Annotated in this window: 17 protein-coding genes and 1 tRNA gene; 10 read left to right on the top strand and 8 right to left on the bottom strand. The window is 48.6% G+C overall.

Annotation, left to right across the window (positions count from 1 at the left end; all coding sequences use genetic code 11):
* The first annotated feature begins 25 nt into the window (after positions 1-25).
* Positions 26-1,207 (top strand): helix-turn-helix domain-containing protein, encoded by a 1,182-nt coding sequence (locus ACXAGR_RS16080; protein WP_474851257.1) that lies wholly within the window; start codon positions 26-28, stop codon positions 1,205-1,207.
* A 25-nt stretch (positions 1,208-1,232) separates the two neighbouring features.
* Here ACXAGR_RS16080 and ACXAGR_RS16075 read toward each other — a convergent pair whose 3' ends face one another.
* Together ACXAGR_RS16075 and ACXAGR_RS16070 are read right to left on the bottom strand one after the other, a co-directional pair.
* Entirely contained in the window at positions 1,233-2,315 is a 1,083-nt protein-coding gene (locus ACXAGR_RS16075; protein ID WP_474851256.1) for an SGNH/GDSL hydrolase family protein, read from the bottom strand.
* Between the two features lie 103 nt (positions 2,316-2,418).
* A complete protein-coding gene (locus tag ACXAGR_RS16070) occupies positions 2,419-2,646 on the bottom strand; it encodes an efflux RND transporter permease subunit (protein WP_474851255.1) in 228 nt (75 codons plus the stop codon).
* A gap of 97 nt (positions 2,647-2,743) precedes the next feature.
* On the opposite strand from ACXAGR_RS16070, the gene ACXAGR_RS16065 reads away from it, so the two are divergent.
* On the top strand, positions 2,744-2,920 hold the full coding sequence (locus ACXAGR_RS16065; protein WP_474851648.1) for a hypothetical protein: 177 nt from the start codon (positions 2,744-2,746) through the stop codon (positions 2,918-2,920).
* A 115-nt stretch (positions 2,921-3,035) separates the two neighbouring features.
* Here the strand turns inward: ACXAGR_RS16065 and ACXAGR_RS16060 are convergent.
* Positions 3,036-3,112: transfer RNA gene (locus tag ACXAGR_RS16060), tRNA-Val, on the bottom strand.
* 205 nt (positions 3,113-3,317) lie between these two features.
* Here ACXAGR_RS16060 and ACXAGR_RS16055 point away from each other — a divergent pair.
* The 6 genes from ACXAGR_RS16055 to ACXAGR_RS16030 all read left to right on the top strand — a co-directional run bounded on the left by ACXAGR_RS16055 (position 3,318) and on the right by ACXAGR_RS16030 (position 8,952).
* Positions 3,318-3,806, top strand: coding sequence for a MarR family winged helix-turn-helix transcriptional regulator (locus tag ACXAGR_RS16055; protein WP_474851254.1), 489 nt, complete (start codon positions 3,318-3,320; stop codon positions 3,804-3,806).
* Positions 3,807-3,936: 130 nt separating this feature from the next.
* Complete coding sequence (locus ACXAGR_RS16050; protein WP_474851253.1) at positions 3,937-4,647, top strand: alanine racemase; 711 nt, start codon at positions 3,937-3,939, stop codon at positions 4,645-4,647.
* On the top strand, positions 4,631-4,930 hold the full coding sequence (locus tag ACXAGR_RS16045; protein ID WP_474844421.1) for a hypothetical protein: 300 nt from the start codon (positions 4,631-4,633) through the stop codon (positions 4,928-4,930). Before ACXAGR_RS16050 ends, ACXAGR_RS16045 begins: the two co-directional genes overlap by 17 nt.
* A gap of 379 nt (positions 4,931-5,309) precedes the next feature.
* Positions 5,310-7,442 carry a TonB-dependent siderophore receptor gene (locus ACXAGR_RS16040; RefSeq protein WP_474851646.1) on the top strand — a complete coding sequence of 711 codons (2,133 nt, stop codon included), beginning with the start codon at positions 5,310-5,312 and terminating at the stop codon, positions 7,440-7,442.
* A gap of 84 nt (positions 7,443-7,526) precedes the next feature.
* Positions 7,527-8,018, top strand: coding sequence for an Lrp/AsnC family transcriptional regulator (locus ACXAGR_RS16035; RefSeq protein WP_119501657.1), 492 nt, complete (start codon positions 7,527-7,529; stop codon positions 8,016-8,018).
* 1 nt (position 8,019) lies between these two features.
* Positions 8,020-8,952 (top strand): 2-hydroxyacid dehydrogenase, encoded by a 933-nt coding sequence (locus ACXAGR_RS16030; protein WP_474851252.1) that lies wholly within the window; start codon positions 8,020-8,022, stop codon positions 8,950-8,952.
* Between the two features lie 56 nt (positions 8,953-9,008).
* On the opposite strand, the gene ACXAGR_RS16025 is transcribed toward ACXAGR_RS16030, so the two are convergent.
* Positions 9,009-11,666, bottom strand: a complete 2,658-nt coding sequence (locus ACXAGR_RS16025) for an ATP-binding protein (RefSeq protein WP_474851251.1) — start codon at positions 11,664-11,666, stop codon at positions 9,009-9,011.
* 262 nt (positions 11,667-11,928) lie between these two features.
* Here ACXAGR_RS16025 and ACXAGR_RS16020 point away from each other — a divergent pair, with 262 nt between their 5' ends.
* On the top strand, positions 11,929-12,201 hold the full coding sequence (locus ACXAGR_RS16020; RefSeq protein WP_474851250.1) for a hypothetical protein: 273 nt from the start codon (positions 11,929-11,931) through the stop codon (positions 12,199-12,201).
* Between the two features lie 45 nt (positions 12,202-12,246).
* On the opposite strand, the gene ACXAGR_RS16015 is transcribed toward ACXAGR_RS16020, so the two are convergent.
* Positions 12,247-12,612 (bottom strand): cupin domain-containing protein, encoded by a 366-nt coding sequence (locus ACXAGR_RS16015; RefSeq protein ID WP_474851249.1) that lies wholly within the window; start codon positions 12,610-12,612, stop codon positions 12,247-12,249.
* A 274-nt stretch (positions 12,613-12,886) separates the two neighbouring features.
* On the opposite strand from ACXAGR_RS16015, the gene ACXAGR_RS16010 reads away from it, so the two are divergent.
* Positions 12,887-14,917: a BCCT family transporter gene (locus tag ACXAGR_RS16010; protein WP_474851248.1), complete on the top strand. Its 2,031-nt coding sequence runs from the start codon at positions 12,887-12,889 to the stop codon at positions 14,915-14,917.
* A 76-nt stretch (positions 14,918-14,993) separates the two neighbouring features.
* Here ACXAGR_RS16010 and ACXAGR_RS16005 read toward each other — a convergent pair whose 3' ends face one another.
* Genes ACXAGR_RS16005 through ACXAGR_RS15995 form a run of 3 tightly spaced genes read right to left on the bottom strand, consistent with a single transcriptional unit; the run spans position 14,994 to position 20,623 of the window.
* Complete coding sequence (locus tag ACXAGR_RS16005) at positions 14,994-18,119, bottom strand: efflux RND transporter permease subunit (RefSeq protein ID WP_474851247.1); 3,126 nt, start codon at positions 18,117-18,119, stop codon at positions 14,994-14,996.
* Between the two features lie 9 nt (positions 18,120-18,128).
* Positions 18,129-19,364 (bottom strand): efflux RND transporter periplasmic adaptor subunit, encoded by a 1,236-nt coding sequence (locus tag ACXAGR_RS16000; protein WP_474851246.1) that lies wholly within the window; start codon positions 19,362-19,364, stop codon positions 18,129-18,131.
* Positions 19,364-20,623: a TolC family protein gene (locus ACXAGR_RS15995; RefSeq protein ID WP_474851245.1), complete on the bottom strand. Its 1,260-nt coding sequence runs from the start codon at positions 20,621-20,623 to the stop codon at positions 19,364-19,366. Before ACXAGR_RS15995 ends, ACXAGR_RS16000 begins: the two co-directional genes overlap by 1 nt.
* Positions 20,624-20,696: the final 73 nt, after the last annotated feature.

Here is a 20,696-nt window from a genome sequence, read left to right as displayed (position 1 = left end):
CTGGCACGTGGTTACAACGGAAAGTATGTTTGGCTACCATAAAAAAGTTATTTATTCGTTAACGGCATACGCTATTTTCGCCGTAATGCTGGTAGCCATTGCATATCATCAGTCTTTCCCCGAAGAGTCTCTGCTCCCCCGCGCCGCTGAAGAAAACAAACTGAAGTGGAAAAGCCTGACTTACGATGATTCGCAGGAAGGTGGCGCATCCACTATTTCGGTTATCGATGACGGGTTCAGTTACACACTCAGCATGTTACTGAACGAACAGAAAGACTATCCCTTTGCCATGGGCGAAATGCTGTTTCTGAACAGTCAGGGACAGCCTGATCTCGTGGACCTGAGTCCGTTTGATACCTTGTCGTTTATGGCAAAATGTTCACCGGAAAGTACCCTGACCTTCTCTTTATTCACTCTCGATAAAAATGCCAGCAAAATTGATGATGCCAGGTCTGATCGTATTTCCACCCGGTATTTTCACTGTAAAAGTGAGTGGCAGCGTTACGACATAGATATCACCCGGCTGGAAACACCGGAATGGTGGTACAAGTGGTATAATCAGGCGCTCAGTGAGCAGGAATACAGCCTGGCCAGAGTAAAGAAAATTTCATTTGGCAGTTCCATTCAGAGTCCACTGAATGTGCAGTCCACCATCAGTATCCGCGAAATTGTGTTTAACGGTAAAGACTGGTCTTACTTATATACTTGCGCTGCTATATTACTTGCCTCAGGTGCAATGCTGGTCGCATGGCTGTTTAAAGCCCACAGCAAATATCTGATGAAAGAAGTGAAAAATAAGCTTCAGAAGGACCGGCCGTTAATTGACTGCGAACACCTTTCACTGGAAAGCCACAGAGACAAAGATAAAACGGCCATTTTGAAATTCCTTGCCAAAGAGTACGCAAATCCCGGGCTAAATCTTGAGTTTATTGTCCGGGCGTTAGGCATTAACCGGAATAAAATTAACGACATTCTGAAAAGTGAGTGCGGATACACGTTTTCAACTTATTTAAACAAGCTGCGGCTGAACGAAGCGGCCCGCCTGCTGACGGAAAACAAGGACGCCAACGTTTCTGAAATCGCATACTCGGTAGGTTATAAAAACGTGCCCTATTTCAATAAGCTTTTCAAAAACGAATACGGATGCAGCCCCGGCATGTTCCAACATGGAAGTGACCATTTCCACGCCAAAACGGCATCCGGATAACCGGGTTCACATAATCGTAAATACGCTACCAGTTCATTATTTCTTTCAAATAACCCGTCAGCTTCGCGGCATTTTCTCTGTGCTGTTCCACACGAGGATGAGCACCGTAACCGGTAAAATCAAAGACCAGCGTATGAACTCTTTGCCCGTCTCCTTGTGAATCAGGTGACGCCTTAATTGCATCAACAGCACTGGCAATGTAATCCGGCCACACGCTGGTTTTTGTTGCATCCATACTGCCGATAGCACACACAAACTCAGCATCAGGATGATGCTTCATCAACGTGCGGATGAATTCTTCATAGGATTTTTTGATCTCCTCAGGCCCGGCGTTTAAACGCTTTTCGTTTTCAATCAGCCAACGATCATTTTGGCCAAGATTGACCACCACCACATCAGGCTGCCAGTCATCAAAATGCCATGAAGAATTGTTGTTACTTTCCGCTGTAAGCTGGTCATAATATTCCGGCATCGTAAAATCAAACCAGCTGACCATAAAGCCAATACCGCTTTTCGCAATTGAATGGAATTCCGCATTGAGATGCCGGGCCGTGATAGCCGCATAGGAAAGATAGTGATTTTTTTCAGAAGGCTTATTATCCGGGTCATTATGGGCAGCTTCATTGCCCATGCCGACGGTAATCGAATCGCCATAAAACAGGATGCGTCTTGACGGCGGCACCGGTTTTGCCAGCAGCTTCCCCCCGTCTGCCAGTGTCACGCCCTGAAAATAGGTTCCGCCTTCTTCACCTTCAGTACGTTTAAACAGTGTCACTTGCGTTGTATTGTTGCGTACCCTATGACTAAGATCGTACTGATGCAGACCCTGTTTCGTATGAATGACATAGGGTGAAATGTCCTGACCATTAAAAATGACGTTGTAATAATTCCTGCCGGTTTGATCGTCTAACGCCAGTACCAATTTTTTGCCGGAGAAAGAAAAGGTAACACTGTTACCCGGCCAGCTTAAAAATGCTCCCTGCTCTGTGTAAGCCACTCTGCCAGAATAAGTAAACCCGTCATTTGCAGAAGTGACGAAACTGTCAGCGAAAGCCCGTACAGGGTTAAACAGTATGAAAAAAAGAAACAGAAGGTGTGAGTAACGCATTGTCGTAAGTCATTCCCTTAGCGTCTGAGTAATCCGAAATACTATCGTTACCCGCATCGACTTACCATACACAACCACTCACATCCCGTTTTAGTTTCTTATTTTAACCCTGCTGCCCGTTTACCACGCGAACCACGTCACCATTTTCAATGCCATCAGGCGGCAAGCCCCGCCACTGCAGGGCAACCGCAATCACCGGAATATCCACATTCGGGAAAATATCCGTCGGCGTCCGCATGGCCGACAACGGCCCCAAAATAAGAATAAGTAACGCCAGCACCACGAAGGTGTAGGGTTTACTTAGTGCAATTCGAACCAGTGCAAGCATCATATCCAGCCACTCAATGTGAATAATGACACTTTATCAGTGAGCACAATTCATGATTAGTGGGGCAAATTATAAGATTTCAAATAAAGCATAAAAGGATATCCGGGGGATATATTTATACGGATTTCAGCGATTTGGTGAAGCCAGAGCCGATGCTTACTACAAAGCCTTGTTTGAACGCATAGAGCAAATTGCAACACATCCCTACCGGTATCCGAAGGCGACGGATATAAGACAAGGCTGTCGCAAGTCGGTTATTGCTAATGAAACCATCTAATACCGCATTGCCGGAAAAGATACCGTTGAAATTATGGCGGTGCTAAGGCGACAAAATATCCGGGATAATCTGGATGAACAGTAGAATTTGAATTTAAAGTTGGTGCCTGGCTATTTGGTGCGTCTACCCTGACTCGAACAGGGGACCTCTACCATGTCAAGGTAGCGCTCTAACCAACTGAGCTATAGACGCATTTGAGGACGTTCCGCGATTGCTTGGAACGGCGCGTATAATAGCGATGCAGTCTGGCTGGCGCAAGTAATTTTTTAAAGAAAAGCGCGGTCGCCGGTATTATGAGCGGTTGTTGTTCAATCTCTACGCACTTCTACTCTGCCCTGCAATCTTGTGCTAGTGTTTCCCCTTGATTCTTTTCATTTTTCAGCAACGTTACACACCTATGAATTCAGATATTATTGACAGCCTGCTTGCGGACTGGGCGAAACAAAAGCCGGATATGGCGGGAACGGGAATGGCAGCCAGTGCGCGCATCATTCACCTTGGCAACCGTTTTGAACAGAACGTAAACCAGTTTCTGAAAACACATGGCATCAATTATACCGACTTCGACATTCTCGCTACATTACGTCGCAAAGGCAGCCCTTTTCAATTGTCACCCGGAGAACTGCAAAAATCCGTTATTTTAACCTCAGGCGCAATGACGGCCTGTCTGAAGCGGCTGGAAAATAAAGGGCTGGTGAAACGCACAGTGTCAGACGGCGATCGCAGAGGCGTTAAAGTCACACTGACAACAAAAGGCAATATTCTGATAGAAGAATCCATTGCCAGCCGGTTTGCACTGGCAGATAAATCGGTCTGTGCGCTGGATGAATCAGAACTGTCCACGTTAATTACCCTGCTCAGAAAAATATCCCTCAGTTCCGGTTAAAGTACGGCGGCAGCACACTGTGCTGAATAGTTAATACAAATTGCGCACTTTTATCTTCACATAAAGACAAATAGCTCGAATCACTTTTAATTTGTGCTTATGATAGAAAAAAAGACAAAGGTTAAAGTGAATGAATATCGTAACTGAAAACGCACCATCTCCCGGCGGCCATTATGTACAGGCAGCCAGAACCGGGACAGACAGTCCGCTAACAGAACAGCGAACAATCAACACCATAGACACGCCGTCTCTGATCCTCGATATCAGAAAAGTTAACGCCAACATTAAAAGGCTGAAAGACCATCTTTCCCCCTTCAATGTTTCGTTCCGGCCACACCTGAAGACATCCAAGTGCATCTATGTTGCGCGGATGATGATGTCAACGCCTTCAGGGCCGGCAACCGTCTCCACACTGAAAGAAGCGGAGCAATTTTCTGCCGGTGGTGTGACTGATATTTTGTACGCAGTGGGCATTGCGCCGTGTAAATATCAGCGTCTGGCTGCCCTCGCAAAAAATGGCACGGGAATAACAGTGGTACTGGACTCAGTTGCACAGGCAAGAGACTTGGCAGTGTACTGTACCGCCAGTGATTGTAAGTTTGGTGTGCTGATTGAAATAGACTGCGACGGTCACCGCTCAGGAGTAAAACCTCATGATTCAGCCACGCTGACCGCTATCGCCGGTGAATTGGCAGGAACGCCGGCAAAGCTCAAAGGGGTGATGACACATGCCGGTGCCAGTTACAGTGAGTCAACATCACAGGCGCTGATTGAATGTGCTGAACAGGAAAGAAAAGAATTGGATCTTGGTAGACGCAGGCTGGATGGCGATGTCACGTGATAAAGGCACATCAAAACAAAAAGTGGATCAGGGATACGGCGTAGTATGCGATATCCACGGCCATATTTATGAAGACTTACTGATGGTCGATGCCAACCAGGAACACGGTATACTGTCCCTTCACAGCAGCAAAGGCACCCTGCCGGATTTACCGGTAGGCACCAGACTAAGAATCTTACCCAATCACGCCTGCGCCACAGCAGCACAACACCCTCACTATGAAGTCACAGAAGGTGAGAATTTAACAGTAATTCATAAGTGGCAACGTTTTTATGGCTGGTAATAAATGCATCGTATAATTTCCGGATACCAGTAACACCTCTTTTTCAATGAAAATGGTGCTGAATCAGTAAAAAGTTGTCATTAACCTTTTGTGTTAATGACAATTTTCAGATTGATTTTTGAAACTGGTCGTAGATAACCATCACCTCATCGCACAAATCGTCTACGAAGCTGCAGAAGCATAAAATGCCGCGAATACTCTCGCGTTAACATTTTTGGCTGTTTGCAGAGCGCCTTTCGACGCATTTCCAGCGACTACCTTCCCGTATACTGATTGTGGAAGGTGAATCCGGGTGACAACCAGACTGCATAAGCAGCGTAAAAACATAACACCGGAATCCTTTTGCCGTTGAATATAAATACATGGAGAACAACGCGTGATGAAGAAACCCGGAATTTTTATGGTGTCTGTGCTGACAGCCTCTGTCAGCATGGCACTGACGGCAAGTGTTAATGCCCAGGAAAAAAATGCATCAGCAGATGATGTTGAAAAAATTGAGGTTGTCACCCAGCGTCAGCCTTATCGTGGCGACGTTCCGTTAAAATCATTACCCCAGAATGTGGATATCGTATCCGGCGCGCTGTTAGAAGATACCGGAATTAATGATCTGCAAAATGCACTGGACTTTACCAGTGGTATCGCCCGCCAGAACAGTTTTGGTGGCTTGTGGGACAGCTTTGCCATACGTGGATTTGCCGGCGATGAAAACTTACCTTCAGGCTATATCGTTAACGGCTTCAGTGCAGGCCGTGGTTACAGCGGTCGCCGTGACACCTCTAATATTCAGTCAATTGAAATACTAAAAGGCCCGGGGTCAGCCCTCTATGGCCGAAGTGAGCCCGGCGGTACGATTAATATCATTACCAAAAAGCCTCAGTTCGATGAAGAAGGTTATATTCAGGCGACCTTGGGATCCTACGATCTTTACCGGATTGAAGGTGATTATACGAATGCCATTAACAAAGACGCCGCTTTTCGTGTAAATGGCGCTTATGAGGACGCCGGCAGCTTCCGTGATACTGTAGAAAGCAAGAAGCTCGCCTTGACCCCCTCTGTAACCTATAACTTTGACAGCGATACCAGTGTTACTTACGAAATGGAACTGCTGGATCAGGAAGCACCGTTTGACCGAGGTATTCCGGTTCTGAACTATGAATTTGGCGCTGTACCCATAGAGAACTTTTATGGCGAACCAAACGACGGTCCCATGCAAATTGAGGCACTGGGCCATCAGTTAACAATTCAGAACCGCATTAACAGCGACTGGAATTTACTGGTTGGTCTGAATTATCGTGAGTCAACCTTCGAAGGCTATTCCACAGATATTGAGCTTTCTGCCGGACGTCAATTGTTGTACACAGACGGTGAAACGGTTTCCCGTCAGCGACGATACCGTAATTATGAAGCGGACGATCTCTCCGGTCGTTTTGAGTTCAGCGGCACCGTAGAAGCCGCAGGCCTGACCCACCACATTCTCTTTGGTGCTGATGCCTACGACTACCAGTTAGATCAAATCCAGCAACGCTGGAGAACAGCCTGGGGCGCAGGCGACACTACCTACTCTGTGGATTTGCAAAATCCTGTTTATGGACAGGAATTGCCGGAAACATCTCCTATGTGGGACAACCGCGAAGAACAGAGCGCATACGGGGTTTACTTTCAGGATCAGATTGACTTAACAGAAAGCTGGAAGCTTCTAGGCGGCATACGTTTTGACGATTTCGAGCAAACCTTTTACACATACCTGACTGACACAGTTGCAGAGCAATCGCAAACGGCCCTCAGCCCACGTGTAGGTCTGGTGTATGAAATGTCACCTCTTTATACTTTTTATGCCAGTTACTCTGAAGGGTTCAGACCAAACTCAGGTGCAGACATTAACGGTATGGCTTTCGAGCCGGAAGAAAGTAAATCTTATGAAACGGGCATGAAGTTCAACAACGCTGATGAAAGTATCAGTGGTACAGTTGCCATTTTCCGTGCAGAAAAAACCAATGTACTCACAGCGGACCCTGTGAACTCAGGCTATTCAGCCGCACTTGGTGCAGCGGAAAGTCAGGGTGTTGAAATCGATATTAATGCTTTTATAGGCGCTGATACTACGCTGACGCTTGCTTACGCATACGTAGATGCAGAAACGTCGAATGATATTATCAACTTTGACTGGGGTGTTGAAATTCCCGCAGGCAGTCAGTTAATTAATATCCCTAAAAATAAAGCCAACCTCACTGCCATGCACTTTTTAAATGTGGCCGGACACGACGCTAAAATAGGCGCCAGTGTTACTTATGTCAGTGACAGATTAGGTGAGACTATCGATCCGGATTATGTGCTGCCCGCCTATACCACGGTGAAGCTGTTCGGCAGCATAAACTTCTCTGAGCAGCTGTCGGTTAACGCCGATATTGATAACCTGTTCGATAAGGAATACTACGCCAGTTCCTACTCCGCACTGTGGACCCAGCCGGGACCTCCCCGTACGGCAAGGATCAGTGTGAAATACGCGTTTTAAATAGCAGATTCTGCTGGTAAGCGTTGCTTTACGTTACTTAATACAGGTAACGTAAAGCGAATTAAGTAGTAAACGGAGTATTTTATGGCGGGTACAAAGCTGGATCGTATCGACATCAACATTCTGGCCGAATTGCAGAAAAACGGCCGTATTACCAACACAGACCTGGCAGATGCTGTAGCATTGTCTCCCAGCCCCTGTCTGGCGAGGGTTAAGCGACTTGAGAAAGCCGGTTACATCACCAGTTACAATGCAAAAATCGCCCTGCACAAGTTAGGCGAAACGGCGACAGTCTTTACTGAAGTAACTCTGGCAGATCACCACATGGAAGATTTTGCCAAGTTCGAACGGAATATCCGTACTATTGACGAAGTCATTGAATGCCACCTGATCAGTGGTGGCTACGACTATTTACTTAAGTTTGTGACCCGGGGTATTTCTCACTACCAGTCACTGATGGAAGAAATTCTGGAAGCCGATTTCGGGATATCCAAATATTTTAGTTACATCGTGCTGAAATCCCCCATCGAAAAATTGCATTATCCTTTGTCTACTTTATTTAAACCGGAAAAATAACGTGCCACTGACGCTACTCTATAAAGGACCCGCCACCCGCGGGGAATGCTGGCAGGAAGCCATGGCCAATGCGTTACCGGAAGTAAACTGGCTGACCTGGCCGGATGTGCCCGATGATACTGCCGTGGACGGTATTGTCACCTGGACGCTGCCGGAGAATGCGTTGTCGCGGTTTACAAATTTGAAAGCGATTTTCTCCGTTGGTGCCGGGGTAGACCAGTTCTCTCCGGCATCACTTTCTTCTGATATAAAGCTGGTAAGAATGGTCGATCCGGCCATCGCTCAGCAAATGAAAACCTATGTTGCCTCTGCCGTATTAATGCTGCACAGGCAACATATGGACTATGCACAGGCGCAACAACGTAAAACCTGGTCTCCCCTGCCTGTGGCCCTGCCTCATGAATGTACAGTGGGTATTCTGGGCCTGGGAAATCTGGGCAATGAAGTCGCGGCCATGCTTTCCGGGCTGGGCTTTACGGTAAGAGGCTGGAGCAGAAGCGCTAAAAACTTACCCGGGATTACGACATTTCACGGTGAAGAAAGTCTTCCGGCATTTCTTTCCGGATGTCATGTGCTGGTTTGCTTACTGCCACTCACAGAGCAGACACGGGGCATTCTGAATCATGACACGTTGTCGGCACTACCGGCCGGCGCGTCATTGATCAATACCGGACGGGGTGGCCATCTGGTTGAAAAGGATTTGCTGGCCTTACTGGAAAGCGGGCATTTGAATTACGCCGTGCTGGATGTATTTGGAAAAGAGCCGCTTCCGGAATCCCACCCGTTCTGGGCGCATCCGAAAATTCATATTACCCCTCACATCGCTTCATCGACCCGCAATGACACAGCTGCTTTGCATCTTGTTGATAACATAAAACGCTGGCTTAATGATGAACCCATGGAAGGGGAAGTGGATTGCAGGCAAGGCTATTAGCCCTGCCTGCATGTAATAATTTGAAAAGAGTCCCCTCTTCAAACTAAGCGGAAAATTCAGGATTCCACGGCAGTTTTAATTACATCTTTGGTAAGGGGTTTAACCAGGTGTTTTTCAAAACCGGCGTTTTTGGAGTCTTCCAGATAGCGGTCTGATCCCCAGCCACTTTGCGAATAAAACTTAACCTGATACGCCTCCGGCTGAATCTTCAGCACCTTACATAATTCATAGCCGTCGATGCCGGGCATGCCGATATCTAGAAACACACAGTTGGGTCTGAAGGCCCTGAATGTTTCCAGCGCTTTAGTCGGGTCTGACACGCCTTTGGTTTTGTATCCCATGGACTCGGCCAGCATGCAATAGGTATCAACAAGGTCTGCATTATCGTCGACAAACATTACCCTGGTTTCTAACGTGACCTCATCTTCGTCAGAACCCACGGTGGTTTCATCATAGGCAATACGCGAAATTGGAAGACGGATAAAGAAAGTACTCCCCTTACCCGTGCCTTCACTCTCCACGCGGATATCGCCATGGTGCAGAGCCACAAGCTTGCTCACCAGAGTCAGACCGATCCCCAGCCCGCCCTTAGTATGGGTAGAATGGGCTTCAATTTGCGTGAACATATTAAACACATCTGCAAGCCGTTCCTGAGGGATCCCCATGCCATTATCGGCAATTTCCACCACAACCAGTGAGCCTTCTCCCCGCACCAGAATGCGAATATGTCCGCCATCTTCTGTATATTTGGCAGCATTATGAATGATATTGGAGAATATCTGGCTGAGCCTTGCTTTATCGCCGTAAACAGTGACATGCTCATTCGGGTATTCCACATCAATATGATGATTCTTAGCAGCAAGATGTTCGTTGACCATTTCCAGTGACTGGGAAATCACTTCATGAATAAGTAGTTTTTCGAACTCCAGTTTTACTTTCCCCTGCGTGATCCGCGACACATCCATGAGGTCGTTGACCAATTTGGACATGTAGTTTGCCTGACGACTTATAATGGCTGTCACACGCTTTCTGGTTGCTTCGTCGTCTACGGATTCCAGGATACTGGCACCGGACGTAATCGGCCCTAACGGATTGCGCAACTCATGGGCCAGCGTAGCGAGGAATTCGTTGCGGTAGCGATCCTGTTTTTCAAGCTCCTGAATACTGATATGCATTTTTTCCTGCACATCCAGTGCGTACACCAGGAACATACGATTCAGCCGGTTTGCTGTTTCAATATCGGCTTTGTCAAAAGCATGAGAATACCCGGTGATACGGCGTTCATTCACCGCAAAAGACGTTCTGGGTTTTAACCGCTCCTCTTTAGGCGCATCTTCGTCTTTTTCGTTCTCAACACCGACCCAGCGCTGAATACGCGTCGTTTCCTTCCGGAACCATGCCGTAAAGTAGCGTTTTTTCTCGAACAACGGGATAATCATAATCCCGGCGATCCCAAGCTCACGGGCTTCCGGCCACTCTTCATAGAGGTGGTCATTGGTATAAGGAAAGCCGTAACTGTGACTCACCTTACTAAAAATAGATTTAACCAGTTCAACAGGCAGAACGTTCCCTAAAGAGATGGTTTCGTACTGAGAAAAATACAAAAAACCATCTGAATTTAACGCATCGAGAAACGCTTTCTCACCGCTTTTCACGACTCTGCCAATAGGGTTTGACGGGCCGATTTTATCCAGCATCAAATCAACGGCTTTATCCGTTTCTTCTTTTTTAATCCTGGCAATTTCTTCTTCCTTCGCCCGCAAATGCCAGCTGAACAACTGACTTAAGTTCTCACATTGCAGGCGCACATCCTGAGGAATATAGCAGGGTTCACGGTGATGGCAGGATATCAGTCCGTACAGTTCGCCTTCGGTTACCAGTGAGACGGAAAAAGATGCCCGCAGCCCCTGATTGCGGATGTACTGCAAATGTATCGGAGAAAAACGACGCAACAGAGAACGGGTCAAATCCAGCGGTTCACGGCCGGTTTCTTCACGCGACGGGATGAGTTCAGAGGCGGGTAATTCTGTATCCGGTGTCAGGCGAACCCAGTTAGTTTTATACAGCTCCCGCGCCTGTTTGGGAATGTCAGTAGCCGGAAAATAGAGATCCTGATAGGAAGACATATCGTCCGCTTTTGCTTCTGCGATAACCTTACCGGAAAAATCGTCATTAAACTTGTACAGAACCACCCTGTCCATATTCGTGAGATAGCGGATGGTTGATACCATTTCCGCCGCCATTTCATTCAGCGTGGACATTTCTTTAAAACGGGGAGCCACAGACATGGAATACAGTTTAATAAACTGCTCTGCACTGTACGTATCACGGAATTCAGTAGCCGGTTCCAGTTCAACCACATAGTGATCGCCACTGTTATAAACTACCGCAAGATATTCAGCTTCCGCCCCTTCACAAAGCAACTTTTCATTTAACCGTATCTTAATGGGTAGCCTGATATTGCTTTTTGAGACACGCTCAAAGGTATCCGTCAGGAATGATTTACTGTCAGTTTCCGGCGAGAGCAAAGCCAGAAAGGCTTTACCGGTAATGGAGTCAATGAACAGGTTATTTATATTCTCACTGACTATCGTTACATCTAACGTCTCTTTTCCGAACGCGATGAGAAAGCCGTAACTCTGAATAGTTTCAGGGATATGGATAGGTTCATCTTCACAACGTTGAAATGAAAATGACGAATTTTGTGTTTGCATCGATACCCCTTTGCAAAGAGATTTTATTAGACAAAAGTCTAAAATGGGGAGTCACGCTACCACATCGACACTCAAATAGATAAGAAAAAGGGAAATTAAGGCCGCCAATCAGCCTGGTGACTTGTTTGAACGCTCAACAACCAAAAAACGTATAGTTCGCTAAAACGTTGCTTCGTAAGGCATACCTCTTCGTCTGAAAGTATAGTGGCGCATAGACAAACTTGCTGCCAGAATCAAATGACGGCAATACAGAGGTTGTTCTATGGGAAGTTATACTGTTGAGAGAAATAAGCAGATGTCAGTTCTGGACGGGATCTCTTTTTTCTGCAAAAAGAAACTACTGCATATTAAAGAGTTTAACAGCAACCTGAAAACCGGTCACATCAAGGCCACGCTTTCCGATTCAGGCACCATTGAGTTTTTATCGTTAAACGCCAACCTGCTGAAGGTATCATTACACTCCAGTGCTAATGCTGAAAATTTCTTGCTGAAATTTGAAGGTAACGACTGGACGTTTGAAAAAGAGCAGGCTTAAGTCCCCGATAAAGGGACTTTAAAGTAAAGTGCAGGCTCTTACGTTTTATTGCTCGTCGTTATATACACACACATACACTTTTTTATAAGTTTCTATAGTCCGCCACGTCCCCCGGTAACCGTCTTCCATGAAAAATGTATCGCCGGCACTGTATCGCTTCGGTTCACAACCGTCTTCAGTGAGTTCGATTTCACCTTCAATCATGTAGCAAAACTCGAGCATGCCATTTTTGGCCGAACGGTTAACACCGGGTTCGCCGGACATCACACCAATTTTCACTTTTTTAGAAGCCGACAAATAAGGCGCCCACAATTGTAATAGCGGATTACCTTCCAAAAGGATGTCAGGATTCACAAAACGTTCTTCAGGACTCTCTGCAGGGGACTGCTCAACGGTATTCAGTAAAGTCATAATGATTCCTTGTAAATTGTTGGCAGAAATTCTATCCCGGCTATTCCCGCAGATTAGCCTCTTCATTTCCTGTGTGAAGGCATAAAATAGTTAAATCCGCGGTCAAATCTGCTTATTTCGCTGAAAACCCTGAAGGGATTCACACGCTTTGACGCAACAGGTGAAACCGGCAATGTTATCAGGAGGTGAACTAATCCTTACCGGGCACTGTACCCATCATCTGAAGGCTGTCTTTAAAGGCACGAAGATGCACTGTCATTGCTAAGGATAATATATGAAAGAAAAGGCGACCCGCTCCACCATACTCATTCCGGTATTCTTGCCGGCTGTTACCATCATCTTGTTGCTGGTCGCCGGCACCATCAGTAATCCGGAATTAGCCGGAGAAGCCTTTGACAACACGTTAGCGTGGATCACCAAAACCTTTGGTTGGTTTTACATGCTGTCAGTCGCACTGTTTCTTATGTTCATTGTGGCGGTGGCTGCCTCGGGTTGGGGAAACATTAAACTCGGGCCGGATCATGCCGAACCGCAATACAGTTTTCCTGAATGGTTTGCCATGCTGTTTTCAGCCGGCTATGGCGTTGCCCTTCTCTACTTCGGCGTTGCTGAGCCGGTGTTGCATTATGCCTCGCCACCGGCCGGCGCTCCGGAAACCATTGATGCCGCTAAACAGGCTATGCAAATTGCTTTCTTTCACTGGGGATTTCATATCTGGGCCATTTACGGCCTTGTAGGCCTGGTGCTGGCTTATTTCGCATTTCGCCACGGACTCCCCTTGTCTATCCGCTCAGCCCTGTACCCGCTTATCGGGGATAAGATTTATGGTCCCCTGGGACATGCCGTGGACATTTTCGCTATTCTGGGCACGCTATTCGGCATTGCCACCACCCTTGGCCTTTCAGTAACGCAAATTAATGCCGGGCTGAACTATCTGTCATCCGACATTCCCATCAATACCACCGTACAGGTCATTACCATTGCAGTAATTACACTGGCAGCAACAGTATCGGTTGTTGCCGGAATGGACAAAGGTGTGAAGCGCTTATCAATACTGAACATGGTGCTGGCGGTCTCTCTCATGAGTTTTGTTTTTGTGCTTGGCGAGACGGTTCATATCCTCGAGTCTTATTTACAAAATACCGGCAGTTACCTGAACGGCATTGTGGCCCGGACATTTAATATTCAGGCTTACAGCCGAAGTGACTGGATTGGCAACTGGACCTTGTTTATTTTCGGCTGGACGATTGCCTGGGCACCTTTTGTGGGCATGTTTATCGCCAAGATCAGCCGTGGCCGCACTATCCGTCAGTTTGTTGTCGGTGTAATGCTTGTACCTACCCTGTTTACCTTTTTATGGTTTTCGGTATTCGGTGATACAGCACTCAACGCCATTATGAACGAGGGGGTCACCAGTCTGATTTCGGAAGTGCAGGCAAACCACGCCATCGCATTGTTCAAGCTGTACGATCAATTACCGTTATCGTCATTACTATCGGCGCTCACTGTGGTGCTTATTATTACCTTTTTTGTCACCTCATCAGATTCAGGTTCGTTGGTTATTGATTCGCTGGCATCCGGCGGTAACCCTCACAGCCCGGTGTGGCAACGTGTATTCTGGGCCTTCCTGGAAGGGACTGTGGCAGCAGTACTGTTGTTAGCCGGCGGCCTGAGTGCACTGCAAACCATGACCATTGCCAGTGCACTGCCTTTTGCTGTGATCATGCTGCTGGCAGCAACCGGCCTGTGGCGGGCTCTGGTTATCGAGGGCTACAGAAATAACAGTCTTCAGGCCCATACGCTGAACAAAAATAATCATAGCGGTTCCCAGTGGCAACGCCGCCTGGCGTCTATGGTGGATTATCCTGATAAACAAACCGTGCATAATTTTATTAAGGATACCGTCGTACTTGCCATGAATGATGTCCGTGATGAGCTTAAATCGAAGGAATGGCATGCCGGTGTAACCTTTGATGAGGAATTAAGCCGTGCATGGTTAACCGTTGAACGTCACGACCACATGGATTTTGTGTACGATATTCGTATGACAGAACATCTGGTACCGGGCTTCAGTTACGCACAGCTCAAGCCCGAAGAAGATGAGTCGGAAAAATATTACCGTGCGGAGGTATTTTTACGCCGTGGAGGCTTGTCTTACGATATTTACGGGTACGCAAAAGACAACATCGTTAAAGATATCCTCGACCAGTTTGAAAACTATCTGCACTTTCTGGACAACAGCCCGGGTGAATTGCCCTGGAACATGGATGATCATGACGATATGTTGAAAAAGCCTGAGCAGTAAAAAGGACGAGAACCTGCTCCTTTGAAGAACACCGGTCTGCGCTTTGCACACCGGTGTTTTTATTTACCTGTTATCGTCAGGATTCAGCTTTATTCTCACGGATAAACCAGGGATAGAAAACAGGCAGAACCACCAGCGTTAACAATGTGCTGGTGATGAGACCACCAACAATCACTGAAGCCAGCGGTTTCTGAATTTCAGCGCCAATACCGTTTGACAGCAGCATGGGCACCAGACCCAGCGCCGATGTTGCTGCCGTCATCAGAACCGGTCGCAATCTGGAAGCTGCACCGGCCAGTACACTTTGGTTGAGATCTGTACCGCTCTGCCTGCGCTGATTGATACTCTCCACCATGACCACACCATTCAGCACTGCAACCCCGAACAAGGTGATAAAGCCAACTGAACTGGGCACAGACAAATAATGCCCGCTCACAAACAATGACAGCACGCCACCCACAGCCGCCAGCGGCACGTTCAGCATAATAAGCAACACCTGATCCACACGCTTAAACGCAAAGAACAGTAACAGCGCAATGAGTACCAGTGACAACGGCACCACCACCGACAAACGCTGCATGGCCCGTTGCTGGTTTTCAAACTGACCACCAATCTGCACTGTGTATCCGGCGGGTAACATCACTTTGCTGTCGATCTGCTGGCTGATATCAGCAACCACGCTGCCCATGTCACGGCCTTCCACGTTGGCCTGAATAACCACCCGCCGCTGAACATCATCCCGGCGGATTTGAGGCGGGCCTGATTCAATTTCGATACTTGCCACATCTTTCAGGCGTACCCTCGCCCCCTGAGCGGATAACAGACGTAATTCCTCCAGAGCAGGAATGTTGTCACGATAGGGGCCGGCAAACCGCACCATAATATCGTAACGTTCGTTACCGTTAATGATCTGCCCGGCTTCCTGACCGCCAAGTCCCTGCTGTACAAGCCCCATCACATCAGCCACGTTAAGACCATACTGGCTGAGCGCCCGCCTGTCGGGACGGATAACCAGCTGGGCTTCGCCGGATATTTGCTCTAACGCTACATCCCGTGTTCCGGAAACCTGCGCAACCACATCGTTAATTTGTTGGCCGTATCTGGCGAGTTCTGCAAGATCCGGCCCGAACAACTTAATAGCAAGTTGCGCTTTTACGCCGGATAACAGTTCGTCCACACGGGTAGCAATGGGTTGAGAGAAGTTAAAGAGTAAGCCCGGGTGAATTTCCAGCTTTTCTTCCATGTGTTTTTGCAAGCCGGTACGGGTATCCGCTGTTGTCCAGGACGATTGGGGCGTCAAGCCGATATAGATTTCAATATTGTTTACCGGCTCAGGGTCACCACCAATTTCAGCCCTGCCTATTTTACTCACCGCATAAGTGACTTCCGGAAATTCCAGCAATAAGGCTTCCAGTTTCGGGGCAACGCCCAGTGCGGTTTGCAAACTGGCAGACGGCGCCAGCGTCACCCGCAGATTAATTGTCCCCTCTTCCAGCTCCGGTGCGAATTCGGTGCCCAGGCGTGGAATAATGAACCCAGTGATCACCAGCAAGCCCGCCATACCGGCAACGAGTAGTTTCCGTCGAAGCATGGCTTTTTCAAGCAATGCTTTGTAGCGCAATTCCAGACTGTTCAGGATCCGGTTTTCCCGCACACGCACAGGCCTGAACGACAACACGTAAGTCGCCAGAACAGGTACAAAAATCAGTGCCACAATGACCGCGCAAATAAGTGCCAGCATAATGGCAACGGCCATGGGCTGGAACAACTTGGCTTCCACCCCTTCAAAGCTGAATAATGGGGTAAACACCACCAGAATGATCAAGGTCGCGAAGAATACAGGCCGAGCGACTTCCCTGGTGGCCATAACCACTGAATCCGCCATGGACTTTCCGGGCTGTTCACGCAGGCGTTGATAAAGGTTTTCAACTACCACCACCGAACCGTCTACCAGCATACCGATGGCCACGGCAATACCGCCGAGGGACATTAAGTTTGCTGAAATGCCCAGCAAACTCAGTACACTGAGTGCGAAAGCAATGGAAACCGGAATCGACAGCAACACCAGGAAAGTAGCGCGGGCGCTGAGCAGGAATAAGGCCAAAACCACAACAATGAAGCAGAATGCCAGAATTAATGCCTGAACCACCGTGCTGACCGCCTGATGGATAAGATCAGCCTGATCGTAATAAGGCTCGAAGGTGACACCTTCCGGCAGGGCCTTTTCGATGACGGGCAACCGCGCATTAATCGCATTGATTGTGGCGTTGGTGTTGGCCCCCATCCTTTTCAGCACAACGCCTGAAACCACTTCACCACGATTGATGATCCGGCCGTTGTCGTCTTTGACTGACATGGTTACCGCGCCCTGGCGGATCTCGGCGCCCATTTCGACACTTGCCACATCACCTACGGTGACCAGCGCCTGCCCCTCGTTTTTCAGCGGGATCTGGCGCATGGCGGCCAGTGCGTCTTCGCCACTGCCCAGCCAACCGGTCCCTCTGATAATAAGCTGTTCTGGCCCCCGGTCCAGATACCAGCCGCCGGCGTTGTTGTTATTTTTCTCCAGTGCGTTAATCACGTCCTGTTGAGTAAGGTTGTAAGACAGCAGCCGGTTCGGATACACGTTTACCTGGTACTGCCTAACCTCACCGCCGAAAGACAACACGTCAGTGATCCCGTCAACCGGCATCAGCAACAGTTTCAGCAAGTAGTCGTTCAAACTGCGCAATGCTTTACTGTCATAACCGGAACCGGGTTCAGCAACCAGCAAATACTGATAAACCTGTCCTAACCCGGACGTATTCGGACCGATAACCGGTTCCCCCACACCTTCCGGAATCATTTGTGCCGCCAGTTGCAGGCGTTCAAATACCAGTTGTCTGGCAAAATAAATATCGGTGCCTTCTTTAAAAACCACCGTAATACCGGACAAACCGGTTTTAGAAATGGACCGTACCTCTTCCACATCGGGCAACGCATACATCACGGCCTCAACCGGATACGTAATGAGTTGCTCAACCTCTTCCGCAGCGAGGCCGGGCGCTTCAGTATTAATTGCCACTTGCACATTGGTGACGTCCGGAAACGCATCAAGATTTAGTTGCGGTACCATGGTGGCCGCAAAAGCGCACAGTGCAATGAGCGCAAGTAAAAACAGTGCCCGCAGACGCACCACATTTTCAATCATGTTACTAAACACGGCGCTCTCCTAGTGATTGTGCGGGTCAAAACCGCCTTTAGCGATTTCAGATGCCACAAAGAATGCGCCGGATGACACATAGGTAACACCGGGCTCAACACCGGAAATTTGCTGAAACTCACCGAATCTTTTACCTAATGTCACGGTTTGTGCCTGCAGTGTGCCGTCCTCAACGGCAACAAATATTTGCCATTCACCGTCTGCATCACGCATCAGCGCAGACTCAGGTACAGCGAGAACGTTTTCAGCAAAAGGGGACTGAAAATAGATATCGGCAAACATGCCGGCATGAAATTGATGGCGCAGGTTATTCAGATCCATCCTTACCACCCGTGTGCGGGTTTGCGGATCGATGGTATGCGCTTCCTGAGTGATAGTAGCAATGGCCCGAAGGCCGCCAGCCATGACCACCGCTTCCGTGCCTACTTTCAGCGGCAGATCGTTGTGCGCAGGCAGCCGAGCTTCAACCCATAATCTTGCTTCATCTGAAATCAGCATCAAAGACTGGCCGGCTTCGATACGCTGGCCCTGATTAAATTCGTCCTGCATCACCACACCGTCAGACAACGCTGAGAGCGTATATTCACCCAGCGGATAGTCTTCCTGTCCGGCAATGGCATCAATGGTATCGTTACGCAGACCAAACGCTTTTAAACGGCGACTTGCCGCATTGAACTGTGTCCGCGCACTGACAAAGCGCTTCTCTCCCACCGCCTGCTGACCAAGCTGCTTTACCCGGAACCATTCGGTCGCCGCCTGTTGCAGCGCACTCTGGGCGGTCACCATCTCTTCACTGAACAGGCCCACCAGAGGCTGACCTGCTTTCACGTGCTCACCTAACGCAGCATACCGCGTGGTAACCACTGAGCTTACCCGTGGCGACACGATGTAACTTTGATAACCGTTGGCTTTAATTTCCCCCGGCGCATAGGCAGAAGCACTTAACGTTTGCAGGTTTAACGTATCTAAACGGATCCCTGCCATTTGCCGTTGAGCCTCAGACAAAACTACTGCTGCTGACTCGCCATGCTCATCATGATGGTCTTCATCGTGCCCGTCTTCGACATGTCCTTCTTCATCATGTTTTTCAGCCTGATGCTCCCGCACTTCTTCGTGTGGATGTTCTTCATCGTGGCTGTGCTCCTGCGCCGTCGCTGTGAAAGAGAAAAGTATGACTGACAGAGAAAATACCGTGCGACGCAGCGATAACCCCGTAAAGCGGAATAAGTGACTTAATGTAATCATTATCGTGTTCCTTCTGCGCCCGGTTTGTCTGCCGGCATTGCGGTTAGTAAAGAGGGTAATTTTGCAGTGACCTGCAACCAGGTGAGATGACTTTCTTTAAAGGCGGCTTCCAGCGCCAGTGCAGCCCGTTTTCCCTGACGTAACTGTGTGATCTGATTCTGATAATCCGCCATGCTTAAATCCCCCTGCGCATAACGGGATTGCAACACACTGAACTGCTGATCGAGCTGACCCGCTGAAAGCTGCTGCCAGCGCTGAAAACGCTGACGGTGCTGAAGCGCATTCCGGTAAGCCAGAGACACGGCACTTTGTTGTGCCTGTATGGTATTTTTAAACATCAGTTCAGCCGACAGCGCCTGCTCATTGGCGGCGGCATTAGCATCACTGAAATCATTACGCCACTGCAGGGGCACAGACACATTCAGTGAAACCAGTCCTTCACCGGCTTGTTTGCCGGCGCCAACACCAATAACCGGTACGGGTTTATTTCCCTGACGTTCGTTTGCGGCCTGTTGCTTCGCCACCAGCCAGCTGAACCGGGCCACCTGTGATTGCGGCAGAGCCATAATGTCACTTCCCGGCAGCAACGCCGGCTCATTTTGCCAGACAGCATCAGGAATAGCGGGAAAACCCATGTCCCTCACACCTAGTTGTTCCAGTGTTTGCTCTGCCTGCAACACCGCAAAGCTGGCTTCACCTTCCCACACCAGACTGTCAGCCAGAATAGCCTTCGCAATGGCAACATCGGTTTGTGCAATCTCACCCGCTGCCAGTTGCCGCTCAGACAAAGACAACATGGCGTAATCACGGCTCACCTGCTCCGATGCCAGCACCAGTGCTTTGCGCGCCAGATAGCCGTTAAGCTGCGCATCAACCAGCCGGGCAAGCAACTGATTTGTCACAGCGGAAAGCTCAGCCTCTGCGAGTAAAAACTGCGCCTCTGCTACATCAGTACGGGTTTGTTTTACATCCCACCAGTCTATCTGCGAGGACAGTCCGATTTGATAATTGGTTTCTTCCCCTTCCCGCTCCACACTGGTTTGCAGTTCAGGGTTAAAAAGAGGCCGGGATGCGGCTTTACGCCCATACCGGTTCGCTGATACCGCACGCTGCTGAGCCTGCAACTGCGGGTTTTCGTTTAGGGTGCCCAGGGTCATACTGGCCCAGTCTGCAGATCCAGTGGCAGACGCAGACGGATAAACAATCATGAATGCACAGGCTGCGACAACACGCGCAGCCGTAGTGACACGTTTTTGCATAGTCTTTCTCTTAATTCTGTGATTAACGTTGTCTGTTGACATCAACAGAGCTGTAAACAGGCGCTGTGACCGC

This window comes from Alteromonas sp. ABH4_457, from assembly GCF_056160625.1.
Note: the sequence above shows the minus strand (reverse complement) of the source record. Positions and strands in the feature narration are given on the sequence as shown.

What these genes read in the sequence shown, in the direction of transcription:
- ACXAGR_RS16055 (WP_474851254.1), top strand. Translation starts at nt 3,318, where the DNA reads ATGAATTCAGATATTATTGACAGCCTGCTTGCGGACTGGGCGAAACAA.
- ACXAGR_RS16075 (WP_474851256.1), bottom strand. Translation starts at nt 2,315, where the DNA reads ATGCGTTACTCACACCTTCTGTTTCTTTTTTTCATACTGTTTAACCCT.
- ACXAGR_RS16025 (WP_474851251.1), bottom strand. Translation starts at nt 11,666, where the DNA reads ATGCAAACACAAAATTCGTCATTTTCATTTCAACGTTGTGAAGATGAA.
- ACXAGR_RS16035 (WP_119501657.1), top strand. Translation starts at nt 7,527, where the DNA reads ATGGCGGGTACAAAGCTGGATCGTATCGACATCAACATTCTGGCCGAA.
- ACXAGR_RS15995 (WP_474851245.1), bottom strand. Translation starts at nt 20,623, where the DNA reads ATGCAAAAACGTGTCACTACGGCTGCGCGTGTTGTCGCAGCCTGTGCA.
- ACXAGR_RS16020 (WP_474851250.1), top strand. Translation starts at nt 11,929, where the DNA reads ATGGGAAGTTATACTGTTGAGAGAAATAAGCAGATGTCAGTTCTGGAC.
- ACXAGR_RS16080 (WP_474851257.1), top strand. Translation starts at nt 26, where the DNA reads ATGTTTGGCTACCATAAAAAAGTTATTTATTCGTTAACGGCATACGCT.
- ACXAGR_RS16070 (WP_474851255.1), bottom strand. Translation starts at nt 2,646, where the DNA reads ATGATGCTTGCACTGGTTCGAATTGCACTAAGTAAACCCTACACCTTC.
- ACXAGR_RS16050 (WP_474851253.1), top strand. Translation starts at nt 3,937, where the DNA reads ATGAATATCGTAACTGAAAACGCACCATCTCCCGGCGGCCATTATGTA.
- ACXAGR_RS16000 (WP_474851246.1), bottom strand. Translation starts at nt 19,364, where the DNA reads ATGATTACATTAAGTCACTTATTCCGCTTTACGGGGTTATCGCTGCGT.
- ACXAGR_RS16045 (WP_474844421.1), top strand. Translation starts at nt 4,631, where the DNA reads ATGGCGATGTCACGTGATAAAGGCACATCAAAACAAAAAGTGGATCAG.
- ACXAGR_RS16040 (WP_474851646.1), top strand. Translation starts at nt 5,310, where the DNA reads ATGAAGAAACCCGGAATTTTTATGGTGTCTGTGCTGACAGCCTCTGTC.
- ACXAGR_RS16010 (WP_474851248.1), top strand. Translation starts at nt 12,887, where the DNA reads ATGAAAGAAAAGGCGACCCGCTCCACCATACTCATTCCGGTATTCTTG.
- ACXAGR_RS16015 (WP_474851249.1), bottom strand. Translation starts at nt 12,612, where the DNA reads ATGACTTTACTGAATACCGTTGAGCAGTCCCCTGCAGAGAGTCCTGAA.